Source organism: Candidatus Magnetaquicoccus inordinatus (assembly GCF_004217665.1).
Taxonomy (GTDB): Bacteria; Pseudomonadota; Magnetococcia; order Magnetococcales; family Magnetaquicoccaceae; genus Magnetaquicoccus; species Magnetaquicoccus inordinatus.
Genome location: NZ_RXIU01000099.1, coordinates 10,794 through 12,759, shown reverse-complemented (window position 1 = coordinate 12,759; position 1,966 = coordinate 10,794). Strand labels below are relative to the sequence as shown.

Annotated in this window: 2 protein-coding genes; one reads left to right on the top strand and one right to left on the bottom strand. The window is 56.7% G+C overall.

The window, feature by feature from the left end; genetic code table 11:
• Positions 1 to 481 precede the first annotated feature (481 nt).
• Entirely contained in the window at positions 482 to 1,720 is a 1,239-nt protein-coding gene (locus EJP87_RS08835) for an MFS transporter (RefSeq protein ID WP_130471501.1), read from the top strand.
• On the opposite strand, the gene EJP87_RS08830 is transcribed toward EJP87_RS08835, so the two are convergent.
• A partial coding sequence (locus tag EJP87_RS08830; protein ID WP_227657545.1) for a DNA polymerase III subunit delta occupies positions 1,668 to 1,966 on the bottom strand: 299 nt, incomplete at its 5' end. The genes EJP87_RS08835 and EJP87_RS08830 overlap by 53 nt on opposite strands.

Below are 1,966 nucleotides of genomic sequence, written 5' to 3'. Positions count from 1 at the left end.
CGCGCCTTTTTGCGCCAATCCGCACAGCATCCCCATGGGGGTAGAGCTGGCGAGCCAGCACCAACCTGAATAGTTACCGTTTTGCGTTTATCCCACAGTAGGGGTGCGTAGATGCGGTCAACTCTTTTGTACGAACCAACTCTGTTGGATCCAGGGCAATCGCATTTGCCAATTTCCTCACTGTTGCCACAAGCGAAACTGTGCATGTCGGGCGTCCGCCCTCCCAAAGAGTGCCCCTTCGGGGCACAAATCTGTGCGGCGTGCGCGAATGCTACGCATTCGCTTTTGTGAAACGCCGCACATTGCCAGCAGGGCTTTGCCCTGCACCCACCAGGAGAAGATAATCTCCTCCTGGACCTCCATAATAGTTTTCTGATTTTCAAACGCGATTGCCCTGCTGTTGGATCTCTGCAAACTGGTGTCTGCTAGCAGATGGCGTTATACTCAGCCTTTTGATCTCTCCTGCAACTGGATATGTCGCATGCGACGCACTGCCTCGGTTGGTATCATCTTTTTTACCGTTTTTATGGATCTTCTGGGTTTTGGCATGGTCTTGCCGCTGATGCCCCTGTATGCAGCAGATCCCCGTTTTCAGGCTTCGGCGGCCGAAATCGGTTGGCTGATGGCCATCTTTTCACTCATGCAATTTGTTTTCGCCCCGCTGTGGGGGCGGCTTTCCGATCGTATCGGGCGGCGCCCGGTGCTGTTGATCGGGCTGTTTGGCTCCTCATTCTCCTATTTGCTCTATGGCTTGGCCGAAAGCTATACCCTTTTACTGCTGGCACGTGCTCTGGCCGGCATCATGGGTGCCAATATCGCTGTGGCACAGGCCGCTCTGGCCGATCTCACTACCCCGGAAAAACGCACCAAAGCCATGGGCTTGATCGGTGTGGCCTTCGGTCTGGGTTTTATCCTGGGACCGGCCTTGGGCAGCTTGACCTCTGGACAGGGACTATCCGCCGCGCCACTGCTGGCAGCCTTGATTACCGCCATCAATGGCGTGGCCGCTCTCTTCTGGTTGGGCGAATCCTATCCGGCCGCACAACGCAGCAGCAATAACCAACGTCGCGGCCATCCTTTGTGGGGTGCACCCTGGCAAGAGGCCAAACAGTTGCCGGGCGCTCTGCATGTCTGCTTTTTGATGGGTATCTTTACTACCCTGTTTGCCGCCTTTGAGGTGATCATGCCCCTCTGGGGACAAGCACAATGGCAGTGGACAGTGCAAACAGTCGGCTGGATCTTTTCCTATATCGGGGTGGTGGCAGTCCTGGTGCAGGGCGGTATCGTTCGCCATCTGGCTGCCCATTGGGGCGAGCAAAAAACCGCTGGCTTGGGGCTGTTGCTGATCAGTGCCGGTATTGCCCTCTTTACCCAGGAGCAGTTCAGTATCGTGTTGGCCGCCTTGGCCATGATTGCCGCTGGTTCCGGTTTGGTCCATCCCGGTTTGTCCAGCCTGGTCAGCCTCAACTGCTCACCCCAGCAACAAGGATTGCTGTTGGGGCTTTTTCAATCGATGAGCGCCCTGGGGCGGGGCGTGGGGCCGGTAGTGGGTGGCATGGTCTACCAGCACTGGCCTTATCTCTTTTTTATGCTGATCGCTGTCGGTTTAAGTCTGGCCTGGTTGTGGTTGCTGCGCATGCGGCATCAGCTCTATGACTCCACTGCCCCTAACGCCGATTGGCAAAACGGCTCGACAGGCGCATCACCAACCGCCCCATGATTTGTCCCTCTGGCAATGGTGTGGCTCCCCCCCCCTTCAACAGCCGATCAGCCTCCAGGCAATCCACCAGGGCATCGGCCAGTTTGCGGGGGGCGATGGCGCGGCTTTGCGCAAAAAATTGTGCCTGCTCTTTCCAAAAAATCTGCAACTGAGCCGCCAACAGCTTGGCATCCTTGCCCTGTTGCAAACCATCCGCACACAAAGCCAAACGACGAATGCGCTGGCTGATTACCCCCAGCAACAGAA